Here is a 25115-nt window from a genome sequence, read left to right on the forward strand (position 1 = left end):
TGAGCCAGAATGTGAATGATTCTTTCTTTTACTTTTTGAAAACACCCAGCTATCTAGCGAAGAAGCTGGGTGTTTTAAGTATTTATTTACTCATCGATTCATTCATTTTTTTGTTTTTTATGCTGGATATGGTTTGTTCCCCATTCGTGCATTGCGTGTAAGATTGGTTCTAAGCTCCGGCCGTACTCGGTAATCGAATATTCCACTTTAGGAGGAATCTATGGATAGACAACACGCTGAATAATATCCTCGTTTTCTAACTCACGTAATTGATTGGTCAGCATTTTTTGTGTAATTCCAGGTATACTTCGTTTTAAATCACTAAATCTTTGAGTACCATTTTTCAATAAATGCAATAAGATAATGGGTTTCCATTTTCCGACTAATATGCCTAAAGCATCTTCAACACGACAAAAATCTGGTTCTATATTTATTCTAATTACTCCTTTAGTATCTTTTTGTCAATTATGATGCTTTTAAGTTGTACTTCCTTTTTTTACTTTACTGACTATATTAGCATTGTGAACAGAAATTTGAAAGAGGGGTTCTAGAGGAGTGCTTAAATACGATAGAACGCATAGTTGGTGAAATAAGTAATATCCCCAATTGTAAGAAGATCTTCTAACGATTGGGGATTGTCATCATGGAGAAATAGTAAGTTTAACATAAAACGATGATGCGATATGGAGTAGTTTGTGCAGGAATGCTACGAGTTGTTGGACCATAAATCACGACTAAATCGCGGTTCCCAGGATATTTTGAAAAGAACTGACCATTTGTTAACAATATGGGAGTAGAAGGAGTTAAATGTAATTGCAATTGGCCATCACTGCTCAATAGTTGATGGTTAAAATAACTTACTTTTACATTTCGATTTGGATACTCTTTCACCATCACTATCGTTTGATATCGGGGTGGGTAAATGAGGATGGCGGGTAAGTCTCCATCATAATAACCAGTCACCTTATCCCCAATTTTGACTGTTTCTTGATCAATGAAGTAAGTTGAAGGGGAAACAATAAAATGAACAATTAAACCATCGTCATTTTCAACGGTAAACAATTTATTGCAGCCCTCAATTTCATCACGTTGACCTGTAAAAAAATCGCTAATGGCAGTAACAGTTCCACTGAATGAATAAAAATTTGTCATAGAAACCTCCAATAAAATTATGGGGGAATACCAGTTATAATTGATTACACATTGCCTTTGGATAATGTAAATTGAGAAAAGCTTTTTGGATTTAAATCATTATATGTTGGAAAGATGTAAAAAGACTTTGGATAAAACTTACAAAGACCCGAATTTATGTTTTCGGGTCTTTTTGTGTTTCAGATTTTATTAATTTGATTTCCGAATCTTCCGAGTTTTCCACAACATGTTTTTACGATTGGCTACTTAACTACAAAAAACTTAGATTTTGAAGAATTTGATGTCGTTGAAGTTCCTGCACTTACTTGGGCGATTTTTTCATCAAAAGGGCCATTTCCAAACGTCATGCAAGAGACTTGGGCAAAAGTTGCTTCAGAATGGCTACCTTCATCGGATTATGAATTAGTAGAAGCTCCCAACATTTCCTTTACAGGCGATTTAAGTGATATGAACAATGTGTATAGCGAGATTTGGTTTGCTGTAAAGAAAAAGGGAAGTTAAATTAATAGGATGAGTAGAAATAGGCATAACATATTTAATAGAATATGTTATGCCTATTTTTTTACCCAATCACTACAAACTTTAATTATTTGTATTTTGGGCTTTTAATAAGTCGCGAATTTCCTTTAATAACTCTTCCTTCGTATCTAACTCAGGTGCGCTTTCTTCCACAGCTTCTTCTTTTTTCTTTTTTGCTATCTTATTTATGATTCGAATAAACATAAATATGGCAAAAGAAATGATTAAGAAGTCCATAACACTTTGAAGGAATATTCCAAAGGAAACAGTTGCATCTCCCACTTGCCATATAAATGACTTCGTAAAATCTATTCCTCCTGTAAGAATGCCGACAAGCGGCATGATGATGTTGTCCACTAGAGAAGAAACAATTTGCCCAAATGCAGCACCAATCACGACCGCAATGGCAAGATCAATTACATTTCCTTTCATAGCGAATTCTTTAAATTCTTTCCACATAAAAAGCCTCCAATATTAATGCATTTCGTTAACCTATTCCCTTAAATGTTATTTCATAAACCACTTGGTTCTCAGGAATTAACAGATTGTGTATAATAAATATAGAAATATTTTCCATAAAACACTTAAATACCTGAGGGGTGGGAGAAATGAATGGACATGAAATCAAAAATTTAAGAATGAAGCAATTAGCCGTAACAAATGTCATTTTGTTATCATGCCTTATACTTTTTTATTTAATGATATTTTTTTCAATGAACATTGCCCATATTCTTCTTGTACTAGGGATACTATGTTTCATTCATGCGGGTGTTCGGATGAAAAAAGGCGGGTCTACAAAGTCAATCATTCCAATTTATGAAAAAGTAGCGATCTATGAAAAAGAAAAACTAGGTGATGAATGGTATAAGCAGAGCAAATTAAAAAACATTGTTTATTTGATAATAGGTTGTATTGCATTACTACAATCTTATATGAATTGGAATTCTACAGTGAATTTTCTCCGGCCAGATATGATTGGAATGTTTGTTGGAATCACAATTTTATTATTGATAACAGCAAATGTTTCGCTGCTTATCCACAATCGAAAAATTGATTATTCTTCAGTAAAGGAATTGAAAGGCTACACTTGGAAATCTGTACTTGTAGCAATTGTTTTAGGCATTGTACTTGCAATCGTATTCTTTACATTTATCTTTTCCTATGTAATTTCAAATATTATTTAAGAAGTTAAATTTTAATAACTCCATTATGAAACTAATAAGTTCATAATGGAGTTTATTATTTATAATATAGTCTGTTGTAGTGAGTTATGAAAGTCAATTATACTCTCTAATTTATTGATTCTTTGTAAATGCATTTTACAAAAATTTATTAATTTAATATGTTGGAATCGATAAATTCAATAATTATATTGCAAAGAAAAAACTTTATTTGTAATTGTTACAATAACAGTTAAATATTTTATATACTAATGAAGTATTGTAGAAAAATGTATATGCCAATGCAACAAAGGAGAGAGCAACATTGAAAAAAAGAATGTTCCTACTATATGTTTTACTTTCCATCGTGATGTTATTTGGTTGTGCCAGTGAAGGTGCAGATTATTTAGATGAAAAAGAACTAGAGGATAATCTAATAGAGGATCGAGCGGATGAATCGACAGATGTTAACCCTAATGAAGAACAACAAATTCCGGTAAACTCTGAGCTGCCAGCGGATATTAAAACATTCGATGCGGAAGTCGTATCAGTTGTGGACGGAGATACTATTAAAGTAAAGATTAATGGAAAAGTAGAATCCGTAAGATTTTTACTTGTAGATACACCGGAAACAAACCATCCACGGCTCGGTGAACAACCCTTTGGCCAAGAGGCAAAAGCCTTTACGAAGAAGATGTTAGAAGGCAAAACTGTTCAACTTGAAAAAGATGTGAGTGAACGGGATAAATACGGTCGCCTTTTATATTACGTTTATGTTGATGGGAAAAGTGTTCAAGAAGAATTGTTAAGAAATGGACTAGCAAGGGTTGCTTACGTCTATGTACCGAATACAAAATATGTAGACCGATACTATGAAATTCAAAAAGAGGCTCAAAAGAAAGGGATTGGTATTTGGAGCATTGAAAACTATGCACAAGAAGATGGATTTCATAAAGAAGTAATAGAAGAACATGTAGGGAATAATGAAAAAACAAATAATCAACCAAATTCAAACACCTCAGGAGATTGTAATATCAAAGGAAATATTTCATCAAATGGTGAAAAAATTTATCACATGCCGGGTCAACAATTTTATGATGTGACCAAAATCGATCTTTCAAAAGGTGAGCGATACTTCTGCAGTCGAGAAGAAGCGGAACAAGCAGGATTCAGACCAAGTCAAAGATAATCATCAAAATAATTTTTGCTTCTACTATTATGTAGAGGCATTTTTTATCTCAATTCCTTTTTTGAAATGATATCAGACTATATCCTTTTAAAAGGGGTAAAATAGAAAGTAAAACGAAAATGATGCTTGTTGAGACCTTAGAATTGCAAAGGGGAAATAAGAGGAGGTTCTACATGGAAAATCGCGAATTAACCGAGGAGCAAAAAGTAGAATTGTTTAACGTATTGAAAGAACGGTTTGTAAAAAATATGCACCGTCATGAAGGACTTAAGTGGGATCAAGTTCAACAAAAGCTTGAAGCGAATCCTATGAAGCTATGGTCGTTAAATGAAATGGAAAAAACGGAGGGCGAACCAGATGTCATCGGGTTTGATGAGAAGACAGGAGAATATCTTTTTTGTGATTGTTCGAAAGAAAGTCCTAAAGGACGCAGAAGCTTGTGCTACGATCGAGAGGCATTAGAAGCTAGGAAAAAGCATAAACCAGAAAATAGCGCCATGGATATGGCAAAAGAAATGGGAATTGAAATACTAACGGAAGAACAATATCGAGAACTGCAAAAGTTAGAGCCGTTTGATACAAAAACTTCCAGTTGGATAAAGACGCCGGCAGATATCCGAGAACGGGGTGGAGCTTTATTTTGTGATTATCGCTATGGCCACGTTTTTGTTTACCACAACGGAGCAGATTCTTATTACAGCTCAAGAGGATTTCGTGGATTATTAAAGGTATAATCAATTCGCAGTATTCAATCGAAAGAGATTAGGATAATCCTAAGTTCTTTCGATTTTAACGTTGTATATTGGAAATTATTTACCTATAATGTAAGCTGATTGTTTCACTGACAATTGAAACTGATCGAGAGGATGTGAAACAAATTTTTGCTCCTTATGCCCCAAGTATTAACAAGAGATTAGAGGTTCTTAAAAAATTGCATGATGCTAATATTACAACACAAGCTGCCGTCTCCCCTGTATTACCATTTACTCATGAATTCCCAAAAAGGTTAAAAGATAAAGTGGATTATATTTGGATTGATACATTAACAATTGGCGATGGTGCGGACGGGAAACGTTCGTTGCGATTAAAAATGCCAGATCTTTTTGTAGAAAATCATTTTTCAGAATGGTACAAACAAGATTTACATATAAAAGTGGCTGAATATTTTAAGCGATATTTTCCAAACGAAATGATTCGGGTTTCTAAACAAGAAGCTTTTTTAAAATAAATATTCGTTTTAGAAAGTACATGAGAAATAATAGTCGGAATGTTCTGTTGGATAGATAAATTGTCACAAACATTTCATTACTATTATTCCTAAAATTAACAAAAACTATTGTGAATGTTTTAAAATAATAGTTAATATTGTCTATATTTTTATTTTTGATAAATTTTTCTATGGATATTTCGATTATAAAGACATGATTTATAAAAAAATGATAGTATGATAATAAGAAAAAAGTAATTTATATTCAAGTTATCTTCCTGTTTGTTATAAGGGGAATGGGGAATATATAATGGTGCGTTGTAGTGTCAATTGGTTAAAAAGGAGGGGTAGAGTTGGCCATTTTTAGAAGAATCAGTAAAAATCCTAATTACGAAGAGCCTAAATGGATTGGAGTGAACAGCCAACAGGAAAATTTACTGGAAATTAGTAGAGATTCAGACGTTTATGCACAATTAAAATTGATTCATTTAACAGAAGAAGATTTAAACTTATTAACTTGTATTAAACCATACATTGAAAAATCAATTGAAGAAATAGTAGACACTTTCTATGATGCATTAAGCTCCATTCCACAACTAAAGAGTATTATTAATCAACATAGTACAGTGGAACGATTGAAAAAGACCCTTAGTGTACATATATTAGAAATGTTTTCTGGAAAAATAAATGAAGAATTTATTCAGAAAAGAATGCGCATTGCCCAAGTACATTTAAAAATTGGCTTATTGCCGAAATGGTATATCGGGGCTTTTCAAAATATCTTAAATTCAATTATTAACATTATCAATCGAAGTAATTGGTCAAAAGAAAGTATCGAAAAAGCAACAGTTCTAAGTATAAAACTTATAAATTTTGAAACACAAATAGTTTTAGAAGAGTATGAAAAAGAGAAAAAACAATATATCGAATTACAGCATAATCAAGTGAAAGATGAATTAAAAAATAATCTTTCCCTCATTATGAAAAATTTAGCGCAATTGTCAGAGGAGACAACAAATTCCATCAAAGAAATTATCGATTATTCATTAGAAATTAAAAACTATACTAAAAGTTATATTGGTCAAGTAAAAGAAATGGAGAAGAATACTAGCGGTGGAAATATTTTAATGGAACATTTGGAGGAAAAAATCGTATCCATTTCAGAGAGAACAAAAGAAATGGAAGATCTTGTTTTAGAACAACAAAAATCTTCTGAAAAAATCAATAACATTATATCCATCGTTACCCAAATTGCTGACCAAACAAATCTTTTAGCGTTAAATGCAGCAATTGAGGCTGCAAGAGCTGGAGAACACGGAAAAGGTTTTGCGGTTGTAGCAGAAGAAGTACGAAAATTAGCGAACCAGTCTAAAGAATCAGTAAAACAAATTACTGAGATTATAGAAAATACATCTAAAATTACGGAAAATACAGTTTCTACAACTCGAACTATTCGAGAAACGGTAACAACCGGGTTAGAAAGTGGAATAAAAGTGAAAAAGACATTTAATCAAATTGAAAATGCACTGCAAGAAAATAAAAAGCAGATTGAAACGGTTGGTAATGACTTAGAAACTCTCGTTGAAACCATAGATAATATCAATCAATATACTTTAAAGGTTGCTAATCAAGCAAGAGAATTATATGAAAAAACTGTTAATCTATAGAGAGCATCGGGCGGGATAAGTAAATTTAATATACTGTTTGTAAAATGATCATCAATTCGATGATCATTTTTTATTTGCAATATGAATAATTTGCCTTTCAAAAAATCGCCTTTAATTAACATCAAAAATATTGCGTGAAAAGGAAGATTATTATCATTATTTTTGATAGTATAATAGTTAATAGGAATTTCTAGGAGGTTTAAAAGTGGAATTAAAGGATTTGGAGATTTTCCAGTTAGTGGCGGAGAAAGGGACAGTTACCGAAGTAGCAAAGGAATTAAATTATGTTCAATCGAACATTACATCTCGTATACAAAAACTTGAGGCGGAGCTGAATACCCCTTTATTTCATCGTCATCGTCGAGGGATGACCTTAACACCGGAAGGAAAAAAACTATTATCTTACAGTGAAAAAATATTAAGGTTAACAGCTGAAATGAAAAAGGCTGTCCAAAATCATGACGAACCTTCTGGAAAGTTAGAGATTGGTACAGTCGAAACAGTTTATCATTTACCCGTAATACTTTCTTATTATATAAAGAAATATAAAAATGTGGAGTTATCTCTTTTTACAGGGGTAACGGACAGTTTAGAAGAAGAAGTATTAAATCATAAATTGGATGGGGCATTTGTCACGAAGTCGGATTTTCATCCTGAATTGGAGACGTATGATGTATTTGATGAAGAGTTAGTATTAATTTCAGATAATCGGGAACTGATGATGGAAGAATTAAAAGATGAACCAATCTTATGTTTTAGCAATGGTTGTGGATATCGTGCACGTCTAGAACAGTGGTACAAGGATCAGAACATCACACCACAAAAAATCATGGAATTTGGAACCCTGGAAACGATTTTACGAAGTGTAGCTATGGGGCTTGGTGTTTCATTCGTACCGAAATCCGCCGTTGCTCATTTAGAACAAAGCGGAGAAATTCGCTGTTATAATTTACCTGAAAAATATAGTAAAGTAAAAACAGTTTTTATAAGAAGGGCTGATTCGTATTTAACATCAAGTATGGAAAAATTTATAGAAACAATTGAAGAAAATAAGCGATTTATGCATGGGCATTTCAATCAATAGTAGTACAAATCATGAATTGTACTGCTTTTTTATTTTCAGCATAAGAAGTTCAGGCGGTATGAATTTATTTGAAACAGGAATTTCCCTTATTTAAAATTTGATAAAATATAAAGACATCTAATGAAAGAAGGCTTTGCTAAATGTTACACCGTTTTAACGCATACTTGCAAAAGTTAATGCCTATTTTGACGCCATTAAGTCTAATTATAGGGGTGATATTTGAAAAAGTCGGTGGGCATTTGCTTTTCCTAGTTCCTTGGATATTTGCTTTTATGACTTTTGCTGGGAGTCTTAGCATCAACTTTGAAGGATTAAAAAGTTTAAAAAAATATCCAAAGTTCATTTTCATTACGATTTTGTTTTTACATGTATTGATGCCGTTTTGGGCTTACGTATTGTCAGCGCTAATAATGAATGATCATTTATTAACGGTTGGTTTTATTTTGTCAGTAGCAGTTCCAACAGGTGTGACAAGTTTTATTTGGATTAGCATTTGTAAAGGAAATATTCCACTTGGCTTATCCATTATATTAATTGATACAATACTTTCTCCCCTCATCATACCGCTCATAGCTAAATTGGCTGCGGGACAAATAGTAGCGATTGACACCACGTCTATCATGATCGATTTACTTTGGATGATTGCATTTCCATCCATGCTTGGCATGTTGATGAATGAGTTGGGGAAAAGTGAATTTGTCAAAAAATTATCCCGAACTTTCGCTCCTTTTCAGAAAGTCAGTATATTCCTCATCGTGTTTATCAATAGTAGTGTCATTGCACCCTATTTAAAAAATATCTCATGGGATATAGTTGGAATTATTCTATTAGTTTTAGTTGTATCTTTATCCGGCTATACCTTTTGTCTGATTATTGGACATTTTTTATGGAGAAGAATCGATTTGATTACAACTTTTGTTTTTACAGGAGGAATGCGCAACATAGCGGTTGGTGTTGTTGTGGCCAGTACATATTTTCCATCAAGAGTAGTGCTTCCCGTTGTATTTGGTATGCTGTTCCAACAAGTATTGGCATCACAATTTAGTAAAGGGTTGGAGAAATATCGAGAGAAGTTTAATCTGAATGTTGGAAATGAAGTGAAAAGTTAAGCAAACAAATGGTTAATTGGGAGACTGTTCAAAGTGATACATGCTTTGAGCAGTCTTTTTATTCATGCAAAAAATTAATAAAGGTAACTGTAGATGGTATAAAAACAAATAAATGAACCACATTAATGGTAAATGCTATTAGTGGGAGTATATGTATGAGACGATTTTATCGAAAAGTGCCTAGAAAAAATTCAACAAACAAGCATCAAAATAGCATAAATACTCAACATAAACAAAATGACATAAATGGTATTCAACAAGAAATAAATGTGCAACAGTGTCAATGTAACCCTCAGTTTCAGCAAAATCAAAAGGCTCAACATATACAAGGAACACGAAACAATTTAAATAATGAAAATGTTGGATCGCAACATAGTCAAGATTATCAACATACTCAAAGCAGTATTCAATCAAATCAAAATATACAGTTTCAACAAAGTATTCAGTGCCAATGCCATCTAAAAAATCATCAGTTACAAAACCAAACTCAAACACAAAACCATAACCAGTCTCAAGACAATGTTCAATCGCAGAACCAAAAAACATCACAAAACCAAAGTCCATCTCTTAAACAAAACGGCAATGCGAATTCAAATGCAACACAAACCAACAACCAGAATGTATCAATGGAAATACACGTGCCCATATATAAAAAAATGAATAATAATATTGAATTCATTAGAAGGTTATTAGGGAATCCGGATGATTTAGTGATTCGTGAATTAACGCTAGAAACTTTTAACGACAATCATGAAAATGAACAAGGAGATTGTCCGAGCAGTCGAAGTGGACATGATGACGGGAACTTGCCTATTCAAACTTTAAGCGATCCAGAGAATAATGATAGCAAGATAAATCAACTAAACATTATAGATGAACGACCTTTAGAAAAAGCCAAACAAAAAAAACAAAAAATTCATTGTAGTATTTTATATCTCAGTGGATTATCAAACACAAATATTATAAATGACAATATTTTAAAAACTCTTCAGAGGAAAACAATTGAATTTAATGGGGACATACTTGATCAAATTTATCAAGAAATTATCGCTGTTACAGAAACAAAAAGAGTTAATACCCTTGAACAAGTGGTACACGCACTGTTATCAGGGAGATCCATTTTTTTAATAGATGGAAAAATGACGGCTCTAGATATGGGGACTGCCGGTTCCGAGAAACGTGCCCTTGATGAACCGCAGTCGGAGGCGCTTATTCGAGGGCCACGCTTAGCTTTTATTGAAAGTATTGAAACAAATTTAACATTAATCAGGCGAGAATTAAAGGACCCTAACTTACGTTTTAAAATGCATGAAGTTGGAAGGCGTTCTAAGCAAAAAATTGCCGTTTGTTATGTGGAAGGAATCGTTAACCCAGACATTTTAGATGAGGTCAATCGAAGACTTAAAACAATTGATATAGACTTTGCACCAGATTCTGGAGTTATCGAACAATGGATTGAAGATAGCTTTCTATCTCCATTTCCGCAATTACTGGATACGGAAAGACCTGATCGAGTGTCTTACAATCTTATGCAAGGAAAAGTTGCCATACTAGTCGATGGAAGTCCTTTTGCTTTGATTGCTCCTATTTCATTTGTTGATGCCTTTTTAACGATTGAAGATTTTAGTCAAAGATGGATTATTGCTACATCGATGAGATTGTTAAGATATTTTTCAATGTTTATTGCATTATTTTTACCTGGTTTATATGTTGCATTAACCTCCTTCCATCCTGGGATGCTGCCAACACAATTAACAATCTCGATTGCAGCCACTAGAGAAGGGGGACCGTTTCCAGCGATTGTAGAAGTTCTATTAATGGCGGTAACTTTTGAAATCTTGCAAGAAGCGAGTATACGGCTTCCAAAAGTAATAGGTCAAACAGTAGGTATTGTTGGAGGTATTGTGATTGGAGATGTTGCAGTAAGTGCAGGAATCGTGGGTCCCGCATTAGTAATTGTTACTTCTCTAACTGCTATGAGTTCGTTTACTATACCGAATTATAGCATGTCCATTGGTTTACGTATTTTGAGATTCATTTTTGTCATCGCGGCATCCATATTTGGGTTATATGGGATTATCTTAGTGTTTATTATGATTTGTATTCATATTGTTAATTTAAAAAGTATGGGTACACCTTACTCTGGACCATTTGCCCCTTATTTCATAGACGCTTTGAAAAACACCTTTATTCGCGCGCCAATTATGACGCTTAAAAAGCGCCCACCCTATTTAGAGCCAATAGATGATCAAAAAGTAAATAGTGGGGGTCGACGACAATGAATCGGTCGCCTGATTATCAAGGAATTGTTAGTGATAGAGATATTTTAATAACAGTGATTACAAATATTATTGGAGTATTAACGTTAACTTCTCCGAGAGTAGTTGCAGAAGTAACAAATTCTTCCGATGGTTGGATAACTGTCTTACTTGGCGGCATCATAGCGAGTCTTTGTGGATGGTTTATTGCAAAAATTGCTTCATCCTTTCCGAATCAATCGTTTTTAACTTATACGTCTTATTTACTATCGAAACCTGTTGCAATCGTGATGACATTAATATTTTCATTACAATTTTTTATGACAACAGTTTTTTATGTTAGGGAATTAGCGGCCCTTTCACACCAATATTTGTTTGACCATACGCCTCAAGAAATTATTTCATTAACATTTTTGTTCGTTGTTATTTATGCGGTATCTGGTTCTCAGGCCGGTATTTTCCGTTTAAACGTGTTATTTTTTCCGATTTTAGTAGTTGGATTATTTTTAGTAATTTTTCTTCCGATAGGGTTAATAGATTGGGAAGGATTTCTTCCGTTATTTCAAACGGACTTTGAGGGGTATTTGAAAGGGACATATTTTAGCGTCGTTAATATGTTAGGATTTGCAATTGTCTTTTTTTATATTGGACTTGTAAAAAATCCGCGAAATACGCCCAAAATGACTGCTTATGGAGTATTGGTAACAATGGGTTTCAATTTGGTTATTTACCTTGTATGTGTTGGGGTTTTTGGAAATACGACGATGAGGAATATGTTCTTTCCGACCTTCGATTTGTCAAGAACGGTTGAAATTCCTGGAGGTTTTTTTGAGCGGTTTGATGCGTTTCTTTTTTTGTTTTGGACAATCATTTTTTTTACGACAGCTACGATGGCTTTAGATGTGACAGTCATGACACTTAGAATGGTTTTTAGAAATTTCAAAAAGATAAATGCAGTAATCATGTTGTCACCAATTATATATTTTACAAGCATGGTTCCGAAAAGTTACTTAGATGTAGTCTCTTTTAATCGCCTCCTTGGCCATTTTACAATTATATATTTTCTATTAGTTACCATACTTTTAGGGATTGCATTCAAGATTAAAGGTGGGAATTCAAGTGAATAAATTGAATGCGATGCTAATTTTGATGATGTGTACTTTAATTTTGGCAGCTTGCTGGGATCAAATTGAAATTGAAGAAAGAGCTTTTATATTTGGAATGGCTATAGATGCAGCAGACAAAACTGAAGTCAAATTAACCCAACAACTTGTTGTTCCTAAAAATATGGCAACCGTTGCTGCAAATGCTGGAGGAGGCGCGGGAAAAGCCTATCGGAACCTTTCGAGCACAGGAAAGACCATTTATGAAATTAATTTAGATTTAGCAAAACAGGCAAGTCGTTCAATAGATTCTACCCATTTAGGTGTGATTCTATTTTCTGAAGATATCATGAAACAACCAGGGCGTTTTAAAGAACATTTTGATATTTTTTTTCGTGAAAAACGCATGCGTAGAGGCATTAAGTTAGCGATTACAAATGGGTTAGCGGAAGACTTACTATATGTTGAAGCGGAACATGAAAAAATACCAGCAGAATATATAAAAAATTTATTAGAAAATAAAAAAAGATTGGATGTTACTGATTTGGTGAGAATTGGAGATATCGATGAAAAACTATATGAAGAGACAAGTTTCCCTTTACCATACCTAAAAAAAATTAGTTCCACAGTCATTGATTATGAAGGAATAGCTATTTATAACGGTAAAGAAGAGCGGATGGTAGGAGTATTGAAAGGAGATGATGCGAAAGCGTTAAGTTATATTAGAGGTTTAAAAAATAATGGTTCCATTAATACAGAAATCGATGGTGGGCCAATGACGATTGAAATTCTTACGATAAAAAGAAAAATTACTCTAACCAATAATGATCCAAATAACTTACAATTCTCTATCAAAATTCAAATTAAGGGAGCAATTGCAGACCAATCTGGTTGGGAAAATTTAAAGGAATATGAAGTGTTAAATAAGTTTTATAAAAAAACGAGCGAGAAAATTGAAGAAATGGTTAAGAATACAATTAATAAACTGCAAAATGATTTTCAAACAGATGCCATGGGATTGGGGGAGTATTTAAACCGTTATTATCCAAAAATATGGAAGGAAGTACAAGATGAATGGGATAATGGGAAAAATTATTTCTCAAAAAGTGATATCGATTGTGAAGTGAAGATCGTAATCGAGGAACCAGGAAGCATTAATAAAACAACATCTAAATGAGGTGATGCACATGAAATTTATTATCGAGCATTTACCTACAACATATGCAATTGTTTGCACAGTTTTCGCATTTTTAGTTCCTTTTACTGTGTACAAAATTAATGAAAAAATTCATATTGTAATGGATCCACCTTGGAAACAAGAGGAACGGTTAAAAGGAAATAATGAAGAACTGCAAGATAATTAGAAATTGCTCATCGGAATTTCGGAAGAAAAGGAGCATTTCATGATTTACTATATAGGCATTACAAAAGATAACCATTTAGAAAAAGGAGATTCAATAAATAATATTGACATTACCAGTTATAAATGGTTTTGGGTAGATTTTAGCGAACCGACAGAAGAAGAAATGAAGCATTTATCAAATACCTTCCACTTTCATCCTTTAGCAATAGAAGACTGTGTACAAGATCTTCAAAGGCCGAAATTAGATTATTTTAATCATTACACCTTTTTCGTTACTCATACAGTTCGTGAAGAAAACGGTAGACTAATTAAAGAGGAGCTAGATTTTTTTGTAGGAGAATCGTTTATTGTTACCTTTCACAAACATCCTTCTGTAGAAGTTACAAAAGTATGGAGTGAATTGCTTGCTCAAACTTCAATCGAACAATGGGATCCGTATTATGTATTTTATGAATTATTAGATAAAATTGTCGATCATTATTTTCCCATTATCTATAAAATAGAAGATGAACTTGAGAAAATTATTATACAAACAGGCATTCAACCGATGAATAGCTTGATGGAAGCTAGAAATATGCTTTTACAGTTGTTGCATTCTGTCAATCCTATGAGGGATTTATTATATCGCATGTTAAACTCTCATCATTTGAATTTAAATCAAATTGACGAGAGAAGAGAATACTTTTCAAATATTCATGACCATCTATTAAAATTATCCGAAATGGTCATGTCTAATCGAGAAGTAACGGCAGATATTCGTGACAGTTATATTTCCTTAAATGCACATCAAACCAATAATGTCATGAAACTACTGACAATTATTACATCTATTTTTGCCCCATTAACATTTATTGCAGGTATTTATGGGATGAACTTCAAAAACATTCCTGAATTATCTTGGAAATATGGTTATTTTGTAATTCTTTTTATCATGTTTCTCATTGGAATATCGATGCTCTTGTGGTTTAAAAGAAAAGGCTGGTTCAGATAATATCCTGAATTATTTCATTTTCATGCCGATAATAATGAGCACGATGCCTGAAAATAGACAAAGCATTTTTAAGAAAGAAATTTTTTCAGAAAGTCCGCTAATTCCTATTCCAGTTGTCACTATTAAGATAGTTGGACCAACTAACGCTAACATTGAATTGAGCATCAATGCTTTTTCTAAATCATTGGACCTCCACATCAGTGTGGCAATTAATAATTCGATACTTCCAGATAAATATCTTAATAACACCATATAAAGAAGTGCACTTTCCAATTCGTCATCCTTCCACTGTTTCTTGGAAAATGATATGCTTGGCCAAGAAATATTATTAACAATTGGTGAGATTATGATTGAGCTATCTACGTTGGATGAAATTAATTCTTTTATTGAAAGAAACCCACTCACTTTTCTTTACTTTTCACGAATGAATTGCGGGGGTTGTCATGCACTACTTCCTCGGGTAGAGGAAATGTTAAAAAATTATCCTAGAATCGCTTTTGGGTATATAAAAGTAGATGAAGTGGAGGAAACAGCTGGACGCTTTTCGATATTTACAGTGCCTGTACTACTGTTTTTTGTAGAAGGAAAAGAATCTATTCGAGAAGCAAGATTTGTGCACATGGATATTTTAAAAGAAAAATTAAATAAAATTGTGCAAATGTATGAAGAAAAATAGTAAAGAAAAAAGGAGGCGTTCCAATTTGACGTCTCCTTTTCCTTTTTATAGCTTGTTCACAAGCGCATGTATTGTTTCTTTTAATTCATCATCGTGATCGGAAAGTTGAATTAAGTTAGCAAGGCGCTCTTTTAAAATATGGCGTTCAATAACTTGTTTTTCGTCAAGTACGCTTACTAATAGTTCAATAATTAAACGGTCACGAATGTCTAATGCTTCATCTACGCGTTCAGGTGTAATTTTGGCATTTGTATTCAATGCTTTGCTACCCATTTTTATTCCCCCCTAAAATCTTTCCTATAGTTCATAGTACCATAATATTATACTTTTTTGGATATTGAAATATATTTGAAAAATGGAATTTTAATGGAATTGGTGCACTAGTTTTATCCATGATAAAAATTTTGCTATTTTAAAAGGGTTTTAAAGAAGTATTTAGAATATATATTTGTAGAAAGGAGTTGGGAGAAGTGAGAGGAATTATAAACAACAAAAAAAGAGAAATTTCAGTTGATGATGCATTAGCTTTTTTGCGGGAAGCGAAAGTTGCTCATGTTGCAACAGTAGGAGAAGACGGCTATCCTTATGTCATTCCGTTTGTTTTTGTTTATGAAGAAGGGAAAAAATTGTACTTGCATATAGGCAATTTAAGAGAAAGTCATTTTTGGGAAAATGTTAAAAAGAATCCGCGGGTAAGTATTGAAGTTTGTGAAATGGGAGCTATCGTTCCTGGAAAGAAATACGCTTGTCAATCGGCTTTAGCTTATACAAGCGTCGTATTATTTGGGAAGATTCATCGAATTGAAGATGAACAAAAGAAAGAATGGTTTTATGATTGCCTTTGGAAAAAATATGGCGATCCACATTGGCAATTTGAAAAAGGTGGTTATCCTGCTTTGCCAAAAACTGAAGTATTTGAAGTAGACATTGAAAATATTACAGGAAAATTAAGTGAAGCTTTAAGTCATTAGTAGTTGTGATTAACTTGCATGAAACCGATTGAGGGCTAATCGCAATTCGTTTCATTCGAAAAAATAGCCGCAGACATTTTACGATTGTAAAATGTTTACGGCTTTTTCGAATTTATAGCCTTCCTTAAAGAGCTATTTGAAAAGAATATTTATTTTATGTATTTTATTCTATATCCCCACACTTTTTGGCTAATTCATATAATTTGTTTTGAATATAATGTTCGATTCTTTTTTGACCCTCTGAAAAATGTTCATTTTCTTGAAATGAAATTGGCTCATCAGCAATAATCAGTCGATTTTTTTTGCTTACGTGTAAAGGTACAAAACGAACGTGTTGGCCAGTTTCTTTAAAATAATATTTTTCAATATATAGGTATCCTTCATACATTGCCTTTGTTTCGTTGGAAGTATTCGTGTAGTCAATCGTTGGATAAATGACGATGCTTTCGCCTCTTTTCAACGCTTCCACAGAAAGTTGAAACGTATTTACTATTTTTCTAGATCCTCTATACACAGGAATGCCTTTGCCGGATTTCAACAGGTTAGAAATAATAAATGAAAGGGGATATGCACATAGTTTTGCGATTGTTTTATTCATTCCCATTCTTTTTGTAAATGTGTAGTCCACATATTGTTGATAGCATGATTTACGGTCTAAAAAAACATGTAAAATCCAAGTTCGCAAACTTTTCGGAAACCATAAATATATAATAAATGGATTAAAAAGATTTTGATGGTGTGAAATATAAACAACAGGCTCTTGAGTATTTTCAGGAATTTCTACTTTATAGGTAGGGTATATTTGACGAATAATCCATTGAGAGATTAGGAAGAACTTACCGTAAAAATTAGATACCATGTTCTTCACCTTCATCCAGCTTCTTATTTGCAAAAATTCCAGAAATAATCATTGTAAAAATTTTTAAAGAATCTTTTATAGGGTGATAATAAGAGCTTCTATTTTTGTTGATGTATATAGTTTGGATAGGAATTTGCATGATAGGGATCTTCTTTTTGGCGGCAGCAATTAACATGTTCATTTCATATTCATAACGTTCTCCTTCTAAAGCAAGGAGTGAAGGAAGTATTTTTATTGGAATGCCCCGAAGGCCTGTTTGCGTATCTTGAAGATGAATTTGAAATAATGCTGTAAATAAATAACTAGTAATTTTATTTCCAATATAACTTCTAATCGGGACATTTTTTTGGTCAAAATTTCGGACGCCAAGAAGAATGGCATCTTGAACATCACTGAGTAATTCAGCAATGTTGATGACATCTTCAATGGAATGTTGACCATCTGCGTCAGCCGTTATCACCCCGTCCACATGACAGTGCTTCAAAACGTGTTGAAATGCGGTTTTTAATGCACGACCTTTGCCTTTATTTTTTTCATGTGTCAGCACGGTGCAATTTTGTATTAATCCAATTTGATGAAATATTGCATTGCAACTAGTCATACTTCCATCGTTAATTACGACAATCTGTGAAACTTTATGACTTTTTAAATCGTATATATAATCGATTAAATCACGAGTCGGATTCAAGGCGGGAATGATAACGCAGACTTTATTCATATCGTCCCTTCCTTTCTAAACCGTTATGTTGACTTCAAATCTTTCAGCAAATTTGAAGTAGAAATTTTTAAATATATGGATTCTAATATTAGTTTTCCAAGTTCATAAAAAATCTTATATTCATGTATATTCATAAGTTTGAATTTCATTCCAAAAGAATGAAAAATAAGGTGACTCTAGTTAAACAGAATAAAATTTTAATAAAGTTTTCTTTTGCTTGAAAATCAATTATGTGTAATAGAAAATTTTGCACATTAACTACGTATTGTTAGGCATAAGTTATAAAAATAAGTATTATTTTTTGGAATGATTACCTATTCAATATTGTTTAAATAAAATGAAAACGATGGATTTTATGTGTGAGGGTGATATTGTGGAGAGGGATTTAAAGATTCTGCTATTAACGGGGAGCTATGGAAATGGTCATTTAAAAGTATCAAATACGTTAAAAAATACATTCTTTAACTATGGCATTACAGATGTAATAGAATCTGATCTTTACTACGATTCTCACCCATTATTAACAAAGGCTTCAAAATATTTATATATAAAGAGTTTTAATTATGGTCGGAAAATCTATGGATTACTATATTATGGAGGTAGAAGAAATAAAAGGTATTTCGATATTGAATTTATGAATACTTATGGAATGAAAAAACTGATGCGAATGGTTGAGACAGTAAAGCCAGATATTATAGTGAATACATTTCCAATGCTAGTTGTACCAGAATTAAAAAGAAAAACAGGTATTCAATTACCCATTGTAAATGTGATTACAGATTTTCAAGCTCATAAAAATTGGATTCATGATTATATAGACCGATATTATGTGGCAACTGAAGATTTAAAACAAAATTTAATAAACGCTGGAACACCTGATTATAAAATTAAGGTCACAGGAATTCCAATTGAAGAAAAGTTTGAACGCTCAGTGGACCGAAACGATCTTCTTGAATCTTATGGTTTAGATTCAAAAAAGCCTGTAATTTTAATTGCAACGGGAGCTTATGGAGTAATAAAAGATATTGAAGGAATCATGGAGAAATTATTGCAGCATGACAATAATCAAATACTCGTCATATGCGGGAAGAATGAGGAGTTGAAAAATAATCTATTAGAAAAATTTTCCGAAAATCAAAATGTTAAAATATTTGGGTACACGAACAAAATGGATGAAATGATGAAAATGGCTACCGTAATGATTACAAAGCCAGGAGGAATTACGTTAAGTGAAGCATTAGCTGTTCAAGTACCGCTGTTGCTGTATCAAGTAGTGCCTGGTCAAGAGTTGGAAAATGCAAATTACTTTCAGTCTAAGGATGCGGCAATTATTGTGAATCAACCTGATGATTTAGTTATGTCTGTACTTCAGTTAATTGGAGATGAAAACCATCGAAACCGGTTAATTGATAATATGAAAGAAATATATTGCCCAAGATCAGCTGAAGTTATTTGCGAAGATGTTATTTCATTAGTTGAACAAAAACACCAATTTAATCGATTTATCGGATAAAAGGAGGATCAACAAGTAGAACCTCCTTTCAATTTGTAAAATTTTAGATCATTTTTAATAATGCTTCTTCTCCGGTCATTCCTTTAACAATTCCCATTTTTTCGGCTTCAGTTGTAACAGATTCGAGCGGAGCTTTTAATAATTCATCAATGGTTTTTACCCCAACTGCACGACCTGCAATAATTTTTCTGTCAGCTAACCGAGTGTTCAATAGTTCAACATCTAGCGCACCACACATAATGTACCCAATTTCATTCGAGATTGTTAATAAAGTTGTTTTCGGCAAGTGAACAGTGACGGCAGTGTACATATGTCCTTGTAATTCAATGGGTTCAATTGAGATCAACCACATCGCTCCTTTCTTTAATAAAATATGGAGCGACGAAAAAAATGTTCAAATGGTGTCGAAGAAATTTTATGTCCATTCTAAGTGTGTTGCAAAATAAATGAAAATATTAGGAAAGCATAGTTGTTTGCTGAATTTTTCATACTAACAATGATTTCACTAAGGAAATCGACCATGATGAAAGAGGTGATTGCCGATGAGTAAGAAGGAAGTTTTTCCGAAAGCTCTTCGAAATCAAAACTTAAAGCCGAAATATCAAAAATCTCAAATTAACGGTCAAACGGAAATATCACTTCATAACCAAATTTTGAGAACGGATGCGAAGGCAAGGCAGTATTAAAGAGCATCATGGCGCCCTAGTGAAAGTGCCCGGAACTTAGTTTCCGGGTTTTTTTCAGATATTTTTTCAAAAAAGTAGCGATTTGTGTATAAATATTTGTAAAGCAGTCATAATAAATAATGATTTCACAAGACAATCCGACATGATAAACAGGAGGGATTTCCCGATGGAAAAGATCAAAGACCAATTTGATTCTGACACTCCGCCGAAAACTCGTCAAGGTGAAGGAAAGTCCATTGTTCAAAAGTAAATTGAATATGGAGTAACACCGAAGAGTTTCTGAATTCATGTCGTGATTTGTGAAATCGAGGCCCGGAACTTAGTTTCCGGGTCAATTTTTTTATCAAATAGGAAAATGACAAATAAGAGATGAACACAATATGCCCATTCCCTTCCATAACAATCCCCTATTTGTAGGTCCATTCTCCAACTATTGCGCTGTTTATGATTTATCCATCTCAAATAAACAATATTATTTCCATTGCAATTCATTACATATTGATTAAATACGACCTAAGACTGAAAAGAATATATTTCTTCGGGCGGTTTAATGGTGTATGTAATGTCGTTAGAATGGAGGTATATTTACAAAGGAGAAAGTCGAGATGGAAAAAGTATATTTATTATTTACCGATACTGGAACGCTTTTTACGAGAATGATTAAGCTTTATACGAAAAAAACTTATAATCATGCATCCATTGCATTTGACTCAAATTTTCAGGAAGTGTACAGTTTTGGAAGAAAATATCCAAATAATCCATTTATCGGCGGTTTTGTAAAGGAAGATTTACGTAGTGCGCTTTTTTTAAAAAGTAGAGGAGCTGTATATAGCATTTGGGCTACAAAAGAACAAATTGCTCGTATGAAAGAAATCATAAAATCTATTGAAGCAGAACAACAAAAATATAAATACAATTTAACAGGGCTTATTACATACACTTTTAATAAACCATCACATCGAAAAAATGCTTATTTTTGCTCTCAATTTGTTGCTCACGTTTTAAAAGAAGGGGCGAATTATGAATTTCATAAACCGATTTCTCTGATTTCCCCTTATGATTTACAGTGTTTAACGAATTTGCAGTTGGAATATGAAGGACCTTTATTTCATTTAATAATGAACGAAAATCGAATGAATGATTTATATCGATATAATGTTGGATAAGGGAAACTTTACTTGTCAGTCTAGTTTAGCAATTGTTGTATCTCTGTATGAAATATAAAACCTGTAACAAAATAAATATAGCCAAATATTGTTTGTGAGGTGCAACAATGGAAAATATCAATGAAATTCCAAGAGATGAAGGTATTGATCATAGCCTAGCACTTTTAAAAGAAGGGTATGAATACATTTTAAATCGCAGAAAAAGCTTGCAAACCAATATTTTTGAAACAAGAATATTGGGGAAAAAGGCGATATGCATGGGTGGGAAAGAAGCGGCACAATTGTTTTATGATCAAACAAAATTTCAACGTCAAGATGCTGTTCCAAACCGCATCATTGAAACCTTATTCGGGAAAAATAGCGTTCAAACCCTTGATGGAGTAGCTCATCGACATCGCAAAAAAATGTTTATGAATGTCTTGACAAAAGAAAAAATAAATGAGTTTTTAGATATTGCAAAACTTGAATGGGAAAAAGCATTAGATCAATGGAGTAAAGAAACAGAAATTATTTTTTATGAAGAAATGAAAACGCTGTTATGTAAAGCGGCATTTAAATGGATTGGGTATCCTCCCCATGAAAAAGATACGGAAATATTGATGAACGAAATCGGAGCGATGTTTGAAACGCCTATCGCATTTGGCCTGCAACATTGGATAGGCAGAAATAAAAGAAATCAATTGGAAAAAAAGATGGAGAAATTGATAGAAAAAATACGCTCCAACGAAGTACAAGTACAAAGTGAATCGATATTACATCAATTTGTATTTTATAAAGATTTAAATGGCAGTTTGTTAGATGTAGAAACAGTGGCAGTTGAGATTATTAATATTTTAAGACCTATTGTTGCGATTTCCATCTATATTAATTTCATTGTAATGGCATTATCCCAATTTCCTCACGAAAGAGTAAAATTAAAAAATACGCCTGATTATATCCACTTATTTATTCAAGAAGTAAGACGTTTTTATCCTCTTGTTCCTGTTGCTGCAGCAAAGGCTAAAAGTAGTTTTACTTGGAACGGATATGCATTTCATGAAGGGACGCTCGTTTTATTGGATATTTACGGTACTAATCATGATTCGAATATTTGGGTAAATCCCGATGAATTTCAACCTGAACGTTTTGCCCAATGGCAGGATGACCAATTCAGTTTCATTCCGCAAGGCGGCGGAAGATATGAAACAACCCATCGTTGTCCAGGTGAACAACTAACCATTGAAGCGATGAAATTAAGTTTAGAGTATTTGTTAAATAAAATGGATTATGAGATTCCAGAACAGGACATGTATATCACGATGGATACGATACCAAGTATTCCTAAAAGTAAAGTGATATTAAAAAATGTTAAGCGATTAAAAGAAAGCATTCATTAGTAATAAGAAGCCTCAAAAGTTTTCTACTTTTGGGGCATTTTTTTCGAAAATAAAAAAATTTAAATTGAAAAGAGAAGGAGTTTTCTTTTTTGTATCGAAGGATTACTACAATAAGTAAACCTATAGGAGCTGACATTCTTGGATAAAAATAAAGAAAAAATATTAATTCATTTCGAGAATTCAGTGGATTTTGTAAAAAATTTATCAAAACTGACGGAAAATGAATGGTACTTATCATTAACAAATGACGAATGGACAATTGCAGGCGTTGTCACTCATTTCATTGCGTTAGATGAATTTGTCCTTCAAAAACGAATTCCCTACTTTAAAAAAGATGGAGTTTTTCCAAAAGAACTAGACAAACAAGCAATCAAACAACAATCATTAATTGAGAGTAGAAAAAGAAAAAAGGAAGAGATTATAGAAAAATTTACCTCTGTTAGAAGAAGCCTTATTATTGCTGTAAATAATTTAGAAGATGAAAAATGGTCGAAAAGTTATCGCATTCATTCATCCAAATATACTATTTCGTCCTATTTGTTTGAATATATTCATTATGATTTAAAACAGTTTAATAAAGTGAGAGAAGCATTATACTTAAAAAAATAGTTTTGGCCTCCATGAATAGGGCCTTTTGTTTTTTTATAAAGAGAATGTCAAAGAAAGTCCTTGTAGCAGATTTCATCACAAGGACTTTCAATACTATTTGTTTATTTACGGCCGAATAGTATAGGGATATAATGGATGATATCCATTGGAGTTACTCCATAATTGGACGAATTTCTCCCTAATTCTTCCGCGGCAATAGCATGATAAAAACTTGCACATAACATGGCTTTTAGGGGATTCTGATGCTGGGAAACTAGGGAAGCAATTAAACCAGTTAATACGTCTCCACTGCCACCTTTACCTAAAGCATCATTTCCATAAGGATTTATCCAAAGTTCGCTAGTAGGTGTTGCAATGATTGGTCGATGTCCTTTTAACAATAAATAAGCTCCGTATGTTGCAGCAAAATTTTTTGCTGTTTCTAAGCGATTCGCTTCAATTTCAGCAACTGATTTTCCCGTCAAGGTAGCCATTTCTCCTGGATGTGGAGTTAAAATAATATCCCCTTTATAATGTTGCAACTGTTCTAAATGGTTTTTAAGAAAATACAATCCATCTGCGTCTATAATGAGTGTTTGTGTTGTTAGCTGATCTAGCAATGTTCGAATTATTGCATCGCCGTCTAACTCTCTTCCCAATCCAGGCCCAAAGGCGATTGTTGTATATTTAGAAAAGTCGATTGTTTCAATAGCTTTCCAGTTAATAAATCCATTTGAATCGGATAGTGGGATAAAGAGACTTTCATGACATGTTCCAGCAACAAGTGGATAAATTTTTTCTGGAATAGCAAGGGTTACAAGACCAATTCCTGAGTGAAAAGCAGCCTTTGCTGTATAGACTGGCGCCCCTACATAATGTTTACAACCACCTATTACAAGGCAGTGTCCGAAAGCTCCTTTATGTCCATGTTTTATTCTTTGTGGCAGAGAGGATATTGCAGTAGCTTCATCTAGTAGTTTAGGCAGTTTTAATTGAAGGGTCTCAACAACTGAATCAGGAACGGAAATATCTGCAACTTCCCATTTGCCAATCACTGTAGGACCATCACCAACAAAAAATCCCATTTTTGGCATGGCAAAAGTAATTGTTTTCGTTGCTTTAATCGTTGTACTTGCGGCTTTACCCGTGTCGGAGTTAAGCCCAGAAGGAATATCCACACTTATTACATCTTTTTTTGAATCATTAACAGCTTCAATGATTTGATTGAACGGAAATCGAACTTCACCGGAAACTCCAGTTCCTAGCATCGCATCAATAATGACATCCGCCTGTTGAATATATGTAAATATATCATTTTCTTCAGCATTAAAGTGATAGAAAGGCAACTGACGATTTTTGTATACTTGATAATGTATTCGAGCATCGCCTTTTAGTTTAGCTTCATTTCCAATAAAACAAAGTAATACATCGTATCCAAAATCAATTAATCGTCTCGCGATAACAAAGCCATCACCACCATTATTCCCGTGCCCAGATAACACAAGTACACTAGTATTTTTGGGGTAGTCCTTTAAAATTGCTTGCACGACAGCGTTCCCTGCGTTTTCCATCAATACAGCACCAGGTAGCCCTAGCTGTTCCATTGTAAAATGGTCAAGCAGTTGCATTGTTTTTTGATCGGCAACATACATAAACAAACCTCCTTTACATAAGATGTTCTGAGATTTTTCTTCTTAACTTAATTTTACAATATAAAATGATCCATAATCATGAAACTTATGGAAACGATATACAGTCTA

The 25115-nt window shown here is 33.1% G+C and carries 27 protein-coding genes and 2 pseudogenes; 20 read left to right on the plus strand and 9 right to left on the minus strand.

What is annotated here, in order from left to right; all coding sequences use genetic code 11:
- Nucleotides 1–98: 98 nt before the first annotated feature.
- Both UtA1_RS04240 and UtA1_RS04245 read right to left on the minus strand, forming a co-directional pair.
- A pseudogene (locus UtA1_RS04240) lies at nt 99–434 on the minus strand (winged helix-turn-helix transcriptional regulator).
- 226 nt (nt 435–660) lie between these two features.
- A complete protein-coding gene (locus UtA1_RS04245) occupies nt 661–1152 on the minus strand; it encodes a hypothetical protein (protein WP_096550141.1) in 492 nt (163 codons plus the stop codon).
- A 237-nt stretch (nt 1153–1389) separates the two neighbouring features.
- On the opposite strand from UtA1_RS04245, the pseudogene UtA1_RS04250 reads away from it, so the two are divergent.
- Nucleotides 1390–1653 (plus strand): annotated as a pseudogene (locus UtA1_RS04250) (GyrI-like domain-containing protein); the annotation flags it as partial.
- An 81-nt stretch (nt 1654–1734) separates the two neighbouring features.
- On the opposite strand, the gene mscL reads toward UtA1_RS04250, so the two are convergent.
- Nucleotides 1735–2130, minus strand: a complete 396-nt coding sequence (mscL, locus tag UtA1_RS04255) for a large conductance mechanosensitive channel protein MscL (protein ID WP_096550142.1) — start codon at nt 2128–2130, stop codon at nt 1735–1737.
- Nucleotides 2131–2279: 149 nt separating this feature from the next.
- Here mscL and UtA1_RS04260 point away from each other — a divergent pair, with 149 nt between their 5' ends.
- The 12 genes from UtA1_RS04260 (at nt 2280) to corA (ending at nt 14802) form a co-directional block, all read left to right on the plus strand.
- Nucleotides 2280–2855 (plus strand): hypothetical protein, encoded by a 576-nt coding sequence (locus UtA1_RS04260; protein ID WP_096550143.1) that lies wholly within the window; start codon nt 2280–2282, stop codon nt 2853–2855.
- Nucleotides 2856–3156: 301 nt separating this feature from the next.
- On the plus strand, nt 3157–4020 hold the full coding sequence (locus UtA1_RS04265; RefSeq protein WP_096550144.1) for a thermonuclease family protein: 864 nt from the start codon (nt 3157–3159) through the stop codon (nt 4018–4020).
- A 173-nt stretch (nt 4021–4193) separates the two neighbouring features.
- Nucleotides 4194–4754, plus strand: coding sequence for a DUF4256 domain-containing protein (locus tag UtA1_RS04270; RefSeq protein ID WP_096550145.1), 561 nt, complete (start codon nt 4194–4196; stop codon nt 4752–4754).
- A gap of 134 nt (nt 4755–4888) precedes the next feature.
- A complete protein-coding gene (locus tag UtA1_RS04275; RefSeq protein WP_232019898.1) occupies nt 4889–5248 on the plus strand; it encodes a radical SAM family protein in 360 nt (119 codons plus the stop codon).
- A 332-nt stretch (nt 5249–5580) separates the two neighbouring features.
- Nucleotides 5581–6894, plus strand: coding sequence for a globin-coupled sensor protein (locus tag UtA1_RS17785; protein ID WP_096550146.1), 1314 nt, complete (start codon nt 5581–5583; stop codon nt 6892–6894).
- A 205-nt stretch (nt 6895–7099) separates the two neighbouring features.
- Nucleotides 7100–7978: a LysR family transcriptional regulator gene (locus UtA1_RS04285; protein WP_096550147.1), complete on the plus strand. Its 879-nt coding sequence runs from the start codon at nt 7100–7102 to the stop codon at nt 7976–7978.
- 140 nt (nt 7979–8118) lie between these two features.
- Nucleotides 8119–9087 carry a bile acid:sodium symporter family protein gene (locus UtA1_RS04290; protein ID WP_016839045.1) on the plus strand — a complete coding sequence of 323 codons (969 nt, stop codon included), beginning with the start codon at nt 8119–8121 and terminating at the stop codon, nt 9085–9087.
- Between the two features lie 125 nt (nt 9088–9212).
- Nucleotides 9213–11369 carry a spore germination protein gene (locus tag UtA1_RS04295; protein WP_232019899.1) on the plus strand — a complete coding sequence of 719 codons (2157 nt, stop codon included), beginning with the start codon at nt 9213–9215 and terminating at the stop codon, nt 11367–11369.
- Nucleotides 11366–12472, plus strand: a complete 1107-nt coding sequence (locus tag UtA1_RS04300) for a GerAB/ArcD/ProY family transporter (protein ID WP_096550149.1) — start codon at nt 11366–11368, stop codon at nt 12470–12472. Before UtA1_RS04295 ends, UtA1_RS04300 begins: the two co-directional genes overlap by 4 nt.
- Nucleotides 12465–13625: a Ger(x)C family spore germination protein gene (locus tag UtA1_RS04305; protein ID WP_096550150.1), complete on the plus strand. Its 1161-nt coding sequence runs from the start codon at nt 12465–12467 to the stop codon at nt 13623–13625. Before UtA1_RS04300 ends, UtA1_RS04305 begins: the two co-directional genes overlap by 8 nt.
- A gap of 10 nt (nt 13626–13635) precedes the next feature.
- The gene (locus UtA1_RS16995) at nt 13636–13812 is read left to right on the plus strand and encodes a hypothetical protein (protein ID WP_172597823.1); all 177 of its coding nucleotides are present in this window, start codon (nt 13636–13638) and stop codon (nt 13810–13812) included.
- Between the two features lie 39 nt (nt 13813–13851).
- Complete coding sequence (gene corA / locus UtA1_RS04310) at nt 13852–14802, plus strand: magnesium/cobalt transporter CorA (RefSeq protein WP_096550151.1); 951 nt, start codon at nt 13852–13854, stop codon at nt 14800–14802.
- Between the two features lie 9 nt (nt 14803–14811).
- On the opposite strand, the gene UtA1_RS04315 is transcribed toward corA, so the two are convergent.
- Nucleotides 14812–15075, minus strand: a complete 264-nt coding sequence (locus UtA1_RS04315; RefSeq protein WP_232019900.1) for a YqhV family protein — start codon at nt 15073–15075, stop codon at nt 14812–14814.
- 34 nt (nt 15076–15109) lie between these two features.
- On the opposite strand from UtA1_RS04315, the gene UtA1_RS04320 reads away from it, so the two are divergent.
- Complete coding sequence (locus UtA1_RS04320) at nt 15110–15478, plus strand: thioredoxin family protein (RefSeq protein WP_232019901.1); 369 nt, start codon at nt 15110–15112, stop codon at nt 15476–15478.
- Nucleotides 15479–15523: 45 nt separating this feature from the next.
- Here the strand turns inward: UtA1_RS04320 and UtA1_RS04325 are convergent, their stop codons facing one another.
- Nucleotides 15524–15751, minus strand: coding sequence for a phosphate-starvation-inducible protein PsiE (locus UtA1_RS04325; protein ID WP_096550153.1), 228 nt, complete (start codon nt 15749–15751; stop codon nt 15524–15526).
- Between the two features lie 197 nt (nt 15752–15948).
- On the opposite strand from UtA1_RS04325, the gene UtA1_RS04330 reads away from it, so the two are divergent.
- Nucleotides 15949–16449: a pyridoxamine 5'-phosphate oxidase family protein gene (locus tag UtA1_RS04330; protein ID WP_096550154.1), complete on the plus strand. Its 501-nt coding sequence runs from the start codon at nt 15949–15951 to the stop codon at nt 16447–16449.
- 163 nt (nt 16450–16612) lie between these two features.
- On the opposite strand, the gene UtA1_RS04335 is transcribed toward UtA1_RS04330, so the two are convergent.
- Nucleotides 16613–17308 carry a lysophospholipid acyltransferase family protein gene (locus tag UtA1_RS04335; RefSeq protein ID WP_016839059.1) on the minus strand — a complete coding sequence of 232 codons (696 nt, stop codon included), beginning with the start codon at nt 17306–17308 and terminating at the stop codon, nt 16613–16615.
- Nucleotides 17298–18026, minus strand: coding sequence for a glycosyltransferase family 2 protein (locus tag UtA1_RS04340; RefSeq protein ID WP_096550155.1), 729 nt, complete (start codon nt 18024–18026; stop codon nt 17298–17300). Before UtA1_RS04340 ends, UtA1_RS04335 begins: the two co-directional genes overlap by 11 nt.
- 373 nt (nt 18027–18399) lie before the next feature.
- Here UtA1_RS04340 and UtA1_RS04345 point away from each other — a divergent pair, with 373 nt between their 5' ends.
- Complete coding sequence (locus tag UtA1_RS04345) at nt 18400–19539, plus strand: MGDG synthase family glycosyltransferase (RefSeq protein ID WP_172597824.1); 1140 nt, start codon at nt 18400–18402, stop codon at nt 19537–19539.
- 43 nt (nt 19540–19582) lie between these two features.
- Here UtA1_RS04345 and UtA1_RS04350 read toward each other — a convergent pair whose 3' ends face one another.
- On the minus strand, nt 19583–19885 hold the full coding sequence (locus UtA1_RS04350; protein ID WP_016839062.1) for a YunC family protein: 303 nt from the start codon (nt 19883–19885) through the stop codon (nt 19583–19585).
- Nucleotides 19886–20081: 196 nt separating this feature from the next.
- Between UtA1_RS04350 and UtA1_RS04355 the strand changes: the two genes are divergently transcribed.
- From UtA1_RS04355 to UtA1_RS04370, 4 genes are all read left to right on the plus strand, one after another.
- Nucleotides 20082–20225 carry a YpzG family protein gene (locus tag UtA1_RS04355; protein ID WP_016839063.1) on the plus strand — a complete coding sequence of 48 codons (144 nt, stop codon included), beginning with the start codon at nt 20082–20084 and terminating at the stop codon, nt 20223–20225.
- 605 nt (nt 20226–20830) lie between these two features.
- Nucleotides 20831–21391, plus strand: a complete 561-nt coding sequence (locus UtA1_RS04360; RefSeq protein WP_096550157.1) for a hypothetical protein — start codon at nt 20831–20833, stop codon at nt 21389–21391.
- A gap of 107 nt (nt 21392–21498) precedes the next feature.
- A complete protein-coding gene (locus UtA1_RS04365; RefSeq protein ID WP_096550158.1) occupies nt 21499–22767 on the plus strand; it encodes a cytochrome P450 in 1269 nt (422 codons plus the stop codon).
- A 138-nt stretch (nt 22768–22905) separates the two neighbouring features.
- On the plus strand, nt 22906–23376 hold the full coding sequence (locus UtA1_RS04370) for a DinB family protein (protein ID WP_016839066.1): 471 nt from the start codon (nt 22906–22908) through the stop codon (nt 23374–23376).
- Between the two features lie 101 nt (nt 23377–23477).
- On the opposite strand, the gene UtA1_RS04375 is transcribed toward UtA1_RS04370, so the two are convergent.
- Nucleotides 23478–25007 carry an NAD(P)H-hydrate dehydratase gene (locus UtA1_RS04375; RefSeq protein ID WP_096550159.1) on the minus strand — a complete coding sequence of 510 codons (1530 nt, stop codon included), beginning with the start codon at nt 25005–25007 and terminating at the stop codon, nt 23478–23480.
- Nucleotides 25008–25115: the final 108 nt, after the last annotated feature.

Source organism: Ureibacillus thermosphaericus, from assembly GCF_002370195.2.
GTDB classification, from domain to species: domain Bacteria; phylum Bacillota; class Bacilli; order Bacillales_A; family Planococcaceae; genus Ureibacillus; species Ureibacillus thermosphaericus.

Excerpts from the sequence above, each read along its gene's own strand:
- UtA1_RS04245 (WP_096550141.1), bottom strand. The coding sequence starts at position 1,152 with ATGACAAATTTTTATTCATTCAGTGGAACTGTTACTGCCATTAGCGAT.
- UtA1_RS04260 (WP_096550143.1), top strand. The coding sequence starts at position 2,280 with ATGAATGGACATGAAATCAAAAATTTAAGAATGAAGCAATTAGCCGTA.
- mscL (WP_096550142.1), bottom strand. The coding sequence starts at position 2,130 with ATGTGGAAAGAATTTAAAGAATTCGCTATGAAAGGAAATGTAATTGAT.
- UtA1_RS16995 (WP_172597823.1), top strand. The coding sequence starts at position 13,636 with ATGAAATTTATTATCGAGCATTTACCTACAACATATGCAATTGTTTGC.
- UtA1_RS04360 (WP_096550157.1), top strand. The coding sequence starts at position 20,831 with ATGGAAAAAGTATATTTATTATTTACCGATACTGGAACGCTTTTTACG.
- UtA1_RS04290 (WP_016839045.1), top strand. The coding sequence starts at position 8,119 with ATGTTACACCGTTTTAACGCATACTTGCAAAAGTTAATGCCTATTTTG.
- UtA1_RS04295 (WP_232019899.1), top strand. The coding sequence starts at position 9,213 with ATGGTAAATGCTATTAGTGGGAGTATATGTATGAGACGATTTTATCGA.
- UtA1_RS04270 (WP_096550145.1), top strand. The coding sequence starts at position 4,194 with ATGGAAAATCGCGAATTAACCGAGGAGCAAAAAGTAGAATTGTTTAAC.
- UtA1_RS04300 (WP_096550149.1), top strand. The coding sequence starts at position 11,366 with ATGAATCGGTCGCCTGATTATCAAGGAATTGTTAGTGATAGAGATATT.
- UtA1_RS04355 (WP_016839063.1), top strand. The coding sequence starts at position 20,082 with ATGAGTAAGAAGGAAGTTTTTCCGAAAGCTCTTCGAAATCAAAACTTA.
- UtA1_RS04340 (WP_096550155.1), bottom strand. The coding sequence starts at position 18,026 with ATGAATAAAGTCTGCGTTATCATTCCCGCCTTGAATCCGACTCGTGAT.
- UtA1_RS04325 (WP_096550153.1), bottom strand. The coding sequence starts at position 15,751 with ATGGGTAGCAAAGCATTGAATACAAATGCCAAAATTACACCTGAACGC.
- corA (WP_096550151.1), top strand. The coding sequence starts at position 13,852 with ATGATTTACTATATAGGCATTACAAAAGATAACCATTTAGAAAAAGGA.
- UtA1_RS04365 (WP_096550158.1), top strand. The coding sequence starts at position 21,499 with ATGGAAAATATCAATGAAATTCCAAGAGATGAAGGTATTGATCATAGC.
- UtA1_RS04375 (WP_096550159.1), bottom strand. The coding sequence starts at position 25,007 with ATGTATGTTGCCGATCAAAAAACAATGCAACTGCTTGACCATTTTACA.
- UtA1_RS04320 (WP_232019901.1), top strand. The coding sequence starts at position 15,110 with ATGCTTGGCCAAGAAATATTATTAACAATTGGTGAGATTATGATTGAG.
- UtA1_RS04335 (WP_016839059.1), bottom strand. The coding sequence starts at position 17,308 with ATGGTATCTAATTTTTACGGTAAGTTCTTCCTAATCTCTCAATGGATT.